This window comes from Virgibacillus salarius (assembly GCF_039521925.1).
GTDB lineage: Bacteria > Bacillota > Bacilli > Bacillales > Amphibacillaceae > Virgibacillus > Virgibacillus salarius.
In genome coordinates, this window is record NZ_BAAACY010000176.1 from 23107 (window position 1) to 30546 (window position 7440).

Below are 7440 nucleotides of genomic sequence, written 5' to 3' on the forward strand. Positions count from 1 at the left end.
TGAAAAGTAATTCGAGGATCCCTACCACTTGTGATGCTGTTTCATGTTGAAAGTAGTAAAATAATAAATAATTCAAGGGAAAAATCACATGCAATTGAAGCGGAAACTCTATAAAGGGGATACTATTTCTTTCACGAATATATGATTATGAGAAATGAATGGAAGCTGCAGTCATCTTATTAGAAGATAAAGAAGGAACGACAATGGAGGACTTTATGGCATCCTGCTAAAAAGCTTAGAAGGAGTCGAAAGAAACATGGCTGAGTCATTATATGAAATTGTAGAAGAACCGATTCAAGTAGAATCACTTATAAAAAAAGTAGAAAGAAGAGAATCTGGTGCTATTACGACCTTTATTGGTACGGTAAGAGAATGGACTAAAGGGAAAAGAACAATTTATCTACAATACCAAGCGTATATTCCCATGGCTGTGAAAATGCTTGCTAAGATCGGTGATGAAATAGGGGATAAGTGGCCAGATACAATGGTGGCCATTACTCACCGAATCGGACATTTGGACATTTCAGATATTGCCGTGGTTATTGCAGTTTCCTCCCCACATCGTAAAGCAGCCTATGAAGCAAATGAGTATGCAATAGAACGAATTAAACAGATTGTACCTATTTGGAAAAGGGAACATTGGGAACATGGAGAAACATGGATTGGTAATCAATTAGAAACGATTTCCTATCCGAATGGAAAACCAAATGTAGAGGATGTGAAAAATGATTAAGGTCTTGTTGTTTGCACATTTACAAGAAAAACTAGGGAAAGATCAACTGGATATAGAGACAAATCAAATTAAAATTAGCGAGTTAAAACATAAATTGAAAGACCAATATTATTTAAATGAATTAGACGGGGTTATGACTGCAATTAATGAGGAGTATGCTACGGACGAGGATGTCGTAAAATCCGGTGATACAGTAGCATTTATTCCTCCTGTCAGTGGTGGTTGATATTCATCAGATTTATTCAATTTATTGGCTTTAAAATAGTGAAAAAAGAGGAAAGGGCCTTGCCTTATTAGAACAAGTAGATAATGTAAAAGCAGTACTAATCTCTTTTCTTGAAAAAAAGATAATATTTCTTATTCTGCACCGTTTGGAAATAGTGTATTCTTTAAATGGATTTTGTAATCAAATGAAAACTCTGCTAAGGAATTTTGCTGATATCGTAGTTGATAAAAAACAGACATAACATGTTAGATTGATTTAGGATCATTATATTAGTTGGAAAATAGCTCAGGAGGACCGTTAATTGATAGTATAACGGGAAACAATATTTTAATTACTTGGACAGCAGCTATTATCGCTACTATGTTAATAGTTTTTTGTAATATCCAACAGTTACTGGTAATTTTACTTTGAACCAATCAGACATCTACTGGCAGTCGATCCCTAAGCTATTCCAGAGAGCAACTGCTCAGAAAGGAATATTGCACGTCAAATGATGTAATATTTCTTCGCCTATTAGACATGTTCTCTTTTTATTCGATGGAATGTCCTTGGAAAAGGCTCTCAAGGACATTCCATCAAAAAATATATGAAGTTAAGTCTCAGCACGCTATTATGTAATTTTAGGTTACGGCAGCGCCCCTATTAAAAAGGCTTTAAAATCATTAATGCAATAATAATAATAAAAATAATATTTTCAACATGTTCTACATGGAATAATTTCTTGGATAATTGATAGTATTCTTTGGGGATTTTCTCTCCAGTATACGCACTTAATAATTTCTTAATGGGAACAGATCTCGGTTTTAAAAGATACGGTCCAAATGCTAGTGCAATTAAAAATAGGATAAGACTAGTAATATACCATCCTTGTGTAAACCAATAATTATGAAGGAAACCCATCCCTATTCCCGTAAGAAGAAGTAGACTCCCTCCTATCATTGTTAAGATATGTAATAAATTTCGAATCTTAAAAGCATGCCGTAATTCTGTCATATTACTAGGCTTGGAATGAGTAACAACAAACGTCATAACCAAACCTGGTCCCATACCAATAATGGCAGAAAATATATGAATGAATAAGAGAAATTTATATAATGTCATTCACTGTACCTCCTATCTCCTATTTATTTTACACGATTATTGCATCGATAATGGTGATACTTATCACATATAAGCTAAAATATTAAAATCATAGTGTTATTTATAATTGCTACAGTGATTGTAGTCGTCGGAGCATTAATTATTGATGAGTATATTTTTCGATATATATAAAATGTAAAAATTATTAATCATTAGGTGTGAAAATTATAGAATATTAGCAAGTATCTTATGGTAAAATGTAGAAAAAGGGGGATTTATAATGAAAAAAATCATTGCATTATTAACATTATTTATTACCGTTGTAATTATATCAGCTTGCGGTGACGAGGGAGAAAGTGCTGAAAAATTAACAACTGATGATGTTATTAAAGCATTTCAAGATGCAGGTTTAGAAGCTGAGGAGCCTAAAGAAATGACTAAAGATGATTATGGAATGGCTCCAATGAAAGCTGATGAAGGTGTTAGATTCTTCATTCCTTCTTTAGGTGAAGATTCTGGAGGAAGAATTTTAACGTATAGTGATCAGGCTGATTTAGAAGAAATGAAAGAGTATTATGATTCAATGGGTGAAGAAAGTGCGATGTTATTTTCTTGGACAATGAAAAAGGACAATGTATTGGTACAAATTAATGGTGACCTAGAAGAAGATAAATACAATGAATACAAAGAAGCGTTAAACTCTATTGGTAAGTAAAAATGGCATATGCTCTTAGCTTGTAGAGAAACCCCTGTGTTTTCTACAAGCTTTTTTGTGGGCGGACGAACGCTGAATCCCCCTTGTGAAAACCAAACTGTGGGGCCTCGGATCGCCCGTTTTTGCAGAAGGGATGTTTTTCTGGAACAAGCTCTTTCATCGTGACCATTTTTATTTTAACTGGGCGCTCTTTTTTGGATGAAACATCGGTTGACAGCCTGCAGGAAAGACCCTTTTTGTACCAGCCGAAAAATGAAATCGCTTAATGAGGTTTGATATGTATGTCCTTAACAAACAAAATTACAAAGTATCCATAATCATAGCAGTTTAAAGTTGCTAAACATCTAATTTAAGTAATGCAGGTTTCGGGTCTTTCTAAAACTTTGTATTTTGTTTAAAATAGAAGGGATATGTAAAAGTATAACGAATATATAATTTAAGCAATTCGAATTTAAAAATATAAAAGGAAGTATGCTATGGTTAATTGGGAAGAGAGAAGGCAATTGGTGAAGATTGCCAATCTTTATTATGAAGACAACTGGACACAGGAACAAATTGCTAAGAAACTTACTGTTTCTCGGCCAATCATCTCTAAATCTCTTCAAAAAGCAAAAGATTTAGGAATTGTTGAATTTTATATTAATGATGAAACAGTACAGACAGTTAGTCTTGAAAAAAGACTAGAGTCTGAATACAACTTGAAAGATGCTTTGGTTATTCCATCTGTTGATAAAAAGCCCGAATTGACTTTACATTCGGTTGGTCGATCAGCAGCATATTATTTATCAAAGAATATGAAAGACATTCAAAGTCTTGGAATTTCGTGGGGTCAAACATTAACGTCCCTTGTGAAGGAATATCCATATGAATTAAGAGAAAACATGAAAGTCGTTCCTCTTGAAGGTGGTATGGGAAGAAAAAAGGTAGAAATCCATGCTAATCAATTGGCATATGAATTAGCTAAAAAGATGGGAGGAGAATGTTCCTTTTTATATGCTCCAGCAATTGTTGAATCAGAAGAATTAATGAATCGATTACGAAGCATGGAGGATATAAGTGAAATAATCGAGGAAGGAAGAAATGTTGATATGGCGGTAATCAGTATAGGGAATCCATATGAACACTCTACCTTGAAAAGTGTCGGTTATCTCGAGGAAGAAGACGTTAAAGAACTTAAGAAATTAGGGGTAGTAGGTGATATGGGATTTAGGTTTTTTGACCAGGATGGAAAGCCTGTTCATCTGCCACGAGATAAAAGAGTAGTAGGTCTATCATTAGACGATTTAAAACAAATTAAACAAGTAGTAGCGGTTGTTGCTGGAAACTATAAAGCTGATAGTTTGTTAGGTATGTTAAAAGGTAATTATATTGATGTACTAATTACTGATGATGAAACAGCAAAAACAATCATACAAAAATCTGGGTAACAACTCCCTTTACAGAAGAGGGAGGGTTTTAGACTAAAAACCTTGCTATTACTGGGGGTGTAAAGGGTGGTTAAAAAACCTCCCCCAGTGAACCTTAAATACTTATCATAGAACTGAATACTGTTGCTGCTTTTTTGTCTGCTTGATCATCTGAAAGACCATAAGTTTTATAAACTTCTTCAGGAGTATTTCCGAATCGCTTAGCTACTGTTATGACTGATGTTTTTTGATTGAGCAATATCGATGCATGTGTATGCCTTAGACCATGTGGGGTAATACGTTTACGTTTCACCTTTGCTTTTTTGATCATTCTATTTAAAGCGTTATTAAAAGCCATATGACGCCCAGCAGATATAAATAAGTCGCCTCTATAAACTCCTTTTGCCCATCCATCAAATTGCGGAAATCCTGTTTCATTGTTAGCGATGATGGTCAAAAAGCTATATGGACAGTTAATGCAAAGTGGAAAAGGGTTGCAGCAATCGGCAAATCGTTAGGATTTGAATGGGGCGGGGATTGGTCTAGCTTTAAGGATTATCCTCATTTACAAATGACTGGTGGTCTTACTTTATCACAACTACAAGCCGGTAAACGTCCAAACTTACAAGTAAAGTAGACGATACAATTACAGCACCAGATCAAAAAGTAGATTCCGAAACCGTAACAAACTGGATAAAGGTTATTGGTGATTGGAAAGGACAGACACTTAGAAATGGTCAATATGGTAAGCCTGTTAAACAATTACAAACGATGCTAGCTAAAAACAACGGTATTGATGAATATTATGGAGACGAGACAGAAGATGCAGTAGAACGTTATCAATCTTATTATGGGTTGAAACGAGATGGATTGGCTGGTAAAGAGGTTTATGGATCCTTAAAAGGGAATAAATCAAATAGTAAGTCTAAACCTAGCCAAGCTAAAGGGACCGTTCATTTGCCTGCATCTGCAAAAACGTGGAGAACGTACAAGCTTAATGTTAAACCGATCAAAAAAGATAGTGATTGGAGTCTTACCCCTGCTAGGTATGGTGGGTTAACTTATAAAATACTAGATAAACCATATCCAGATGTAGTAACTATTAAGACAGGAAGAGGTAAGCGTAATATTTATGTTGGTTCTGGTACTAGTGCTGTGGTTAAGTAAGTCTAGTGATAGTTAGTAGCAAGTATGCGAGAGTGGGCTATATATAAAGTTATGCTGCCAATGTCTGAAATGGACTATTGGCAGCATTTTTTAGATTATTAAACTTTTATACGATTACATCAGAAAGGTTTGCGGTGATAATTAATTTTCCATCATGAATACTTATAGGAATCTCAGTAACTGTTAAATTTCTTTTGTAAGGACCTTCACCAATTGGTTGTTCTTGCGGAATTGAATATATATGTTGCTCTTTAAATGTTTTTGTAATACTCTTCTTTGCCAACCTTTTGATAAATTCACTATCAATTATTTTATTAACAATCCAGTTGTCAAAAGGAATTGGTAAAGACAAAATTTTGGTTAAATTTCCTAGCACATCTAATATTATGTCATCAACCCTTCCTGGAATAATTCTTTTAATTTCTTCCCAAATTTTATCTTCAATTATCTTTCCTAAATCTTCAGGTACACCAAAAGAATGTATTTTAAATTTATCTTCAATCAATTCTAAATTAATGTTATGCTTACCATCATTTAAATTACTACTAATTCCTACAGCTAAAGAGATATCTGGTCTTATGAATTCTTCTATCCCCATAGTTAAACGAATATCAGGATTATCGCCAAATATTGACACATCAGGAAGGAAAGGTAAGTCAATTGAGCGATGCGGTAAATCAACAGATATAACAATTTCTAACTTTTCAAAAACTAACTTTAAGTGTTCAATTGCTATATTACTAGGCGACTCTAAGGTCACGCTATTTGGGGGAGAAAGTCTCGCCTTAACGTTGGCTAATATTTTAATACCATGTTCTTCAAAAATTGGTATATCTGATTCCTCATGCACAAAATTTTTACTAATAATGGTTATAAAGTTTCCAAGTGATTGTTGAGTTAAACCTATTTCTGCATAGTTCACTTTTAAATCTCCTTTTTATAAGATATCAATTATATTATGTTGTGAAAAATTAATAATATAACCACCAAAAATCACTAACAGAAAACACGTATACACGTTCGTGTTTTGTGATATAATAAGAACAAACGTTCTAAAGGTGGTCTTATCATGAAAGGGTTACTTAATCGTTCTGCGGAGAATAAGCAAAAAATCATTATCTTTTATATAGATAGCAATAACAATGTAACGGAGCGTTATATTCGTGTGCTTGAAGTAAATGATAAGAGTATTTTGGCTTATTGTTACTACCGTAAAAAAGTGAGAACATTTAAGTTAGAAAATATCCTTTCAGCAGGACCAGTACGGAAGAGAGCTATGTAAAAAAAGCCCCTCATAAGAATGAGAGGCTTCATGTAACATGACACCTTAAGGGTATTAAATGACATTATATAGACTAATGGAGATGTTTGCTATCATAATATGTAGCGATTTAGTTTTTATCAACTTATTACTTTTGTTGTATGCACCTTAATTTGATGTACTTCCGACAATCACTTAATTAGCTTAACACTGGCAAACCATTAGTACATTACCGTCCGGGTCACTAATATTGAACCAGTGCCCATCTTCAATCTCGGTCAGTATCTCAATCCCATTTGATTTGACGTATTCATAGGCAACCTTAATATCTGTGGTGTCAAAGTGAAATCTCGGCATTTCATCAGGTTTATACTTTTCAAAAATTTTACTATCAAGTACAAGATTAACGTTTTCTAAAGAAACCACATAGATATGTCCATGTGCAATTTCCCCATCTTCCATAATGCCTAACAAATTGCAATACCAATCTCTTGCTTTTTTAACATCACTTACTGGGATGAAAATAGTGCTAATTCTTTTTCCAATGGGTTTGTCCATAACTTCTCATCTCTCCTTTTTTATATCCATTAAAATATTTCGTGAAAACCCATAAAAATTCCTTCTCAAACGTTTTTTTAATTATCTCAGGAGCAATCTTCAATTATCTGACACTTTTCTTGAATAAACATCATTTAAAAGTTAAAAGTGTATGTACATAAAAATCAACTAGTAAATAATTTTCATTAGAAATATTATTAATATGTGCATAGATTAGAAAAACTGAGCAAAATTCGCTCATTCCTTATCACTAAATGCTCAGATTTACGCTTCCTCTAGTAGCTATTATGGAAT

11 protein-coding genes are annotated in these 7440 nt (G+C 33.6%); 7 read left to right on the forward strand and 4 right to left on the reverse strand.

The window, feature by feature from the left end:
- Positions 1–256: 256 nt before the first annotated feature.
- Together ABDZ84_RS21315 and moaD are read left to right on the forward strand one after the other, a co-directional pair.
- A complete protein-coding gene (locus tag ABDZ84_RS21315; RefSeq protein WP_026682749.1) occupies positions 257–733 on the forward strand; it encodes a molybdenum cofactor biosynthesis protein MoaE in 477 nt (158 codons plus the stop codon).
- Positions 726–959, forward strand: a complete 234-nt coding sequence (gene moaD / locus ABDZ84_RS21320) for a molybdopterin converting factor subunit 1 (protein ID WP_026682750.1) — start codon at positions 726–728, stop codon at positions 957–959. Before ABDZ84_RS21315 ends, moaD begins: the two co-directional genes overlap by 8 nt.
- Before the next feature lie 642 nt (positions 960–1601).
- Here the strand turns inward: moaD and ABDZ84_RS21325 are convergent.
- The gene (locus ABDZ84_RS21325; RefSeq protein ID WP_026682751.1) at positions 1602–2060 is read right to left on the reverse strand and encodes a DUF2269 family protein; all 459 of its coding nucleotides are present in this window, start codon (positions 2058–2060) and stop codon (positions 1602–1604) included.
- Between the two features lie 259 nt (positions 2061–2319).
- Here ABDZ84_RS21325 and ABDZ84_RS21330 point away from each other — a divergent pair, with 259 nt between their 5' ends.
- Positions 2320–2754, forward strand: coding sequence for a hypothetical protein (locus tag ABDZ84_RS21330; protein ID WP_026682752.1), 435 nt, complete (start codon positions 2320–2322; stop codon positions 2752–2754).
- Positions 2755–3230: 476 nt separating this feature from the next.
- Entirely contained in the window at positions 3231–4181 is a 951-nt protein-coding gene (locus ABDZ84_RS21335) for a sugar-binding transcriptional regulator (RefSeq protein ID WP_343782927.1), read from the forward strand.
- A 94-nt stretch (positions 4182–4275) separates the two neighbouring features.
- Here the strand turns inward: ABDZ84_RS21335 and ABDZ84_RS21340 are convergent, their stop codons facing one another.
- Positions 4276–4518, reverse strand: a complete 243-nt coding sequence (locus tag ABDZ84_RS21340; protein WP_343782929.1) for a tyrosine-type recombinase/integrase — start codon at positions 4516–4518, stop codon at positions 4276–4278.
- A gap of 60 nt (positions 4519–4578) precedes the next feature.
- Between ABDZ84_RS21340 and ABDZ84_RS21345 the strand changes: the two genes are divergently transcribed.
- Entirely contained in the window at positions 4579–4797 is a 219-nt protein-coding gene (locus ABDZ84_RS21345) for a M15 family metallopeptidase (protein WP_026682754.1), read from the forward strand.
- 65 nt (positions 4798–4862) lie between these two features.
- A complete protein-coding gene (locus tag ABDZ84_RS21350) occupies positions 4863–5327 on the forward strand; it encodes a peptidoglycan-binding domain-containing protein (RefSeq protein WP_299632207.1) in 465 nt (154 codons plus the stop codon).
- Positions 5328–5433: 106 nt separating this feature from the next.
- Here ABDZ84_RS21350 and ABDZ84_RS21355 read toward each other — a convergent pair whose 3' ends face one another.
- Positions 5434–6249: a hypothetical protein gene (locus ABDZ84_RS21355; RefSeq protein ID WP_166530697.1), complete on the reverse strand. Its 816-nt coding sequence runs from the start codon at positions 6247–6249 to the stop codon at positions 5434–5436.
- Positions 6250–6396: 147 nt separating this feature from the next.
- Here ABDZ84_RS21355 and ABDZ84_RS21360 point away from each other — a divergent pair, with 147 nt between their 5' ends.
- Entirely contained in the window at positions 6397–6609 is a 213-nt protein-coding gene (locus ABDZ84_RS21360) for a hypothetical protein (RefSeq protein ID WP_026682756.1), read from the forward strand.
- Positions 6610–6792: 183 nt separating this feature from the next.
- Here the strand turns inward: ABDZ84_RS21360 and ABDZ84_RS21365 are convergent, their stop codons facing one another.
- The gene (locus ABDZ84_RS21365) at positions 6793–7146 is read right to left on the reverse strand and encodes a VOC family protein (RefSeq protein WP_343782933.1); all 354 of its coding nucleotides are present in this window, start codon (positions 7144–7146) and stop codon (positions 6793–6795) included.
- Between the last annotated feature and the right edge of the window lie 294 nt (positions 7147–7440).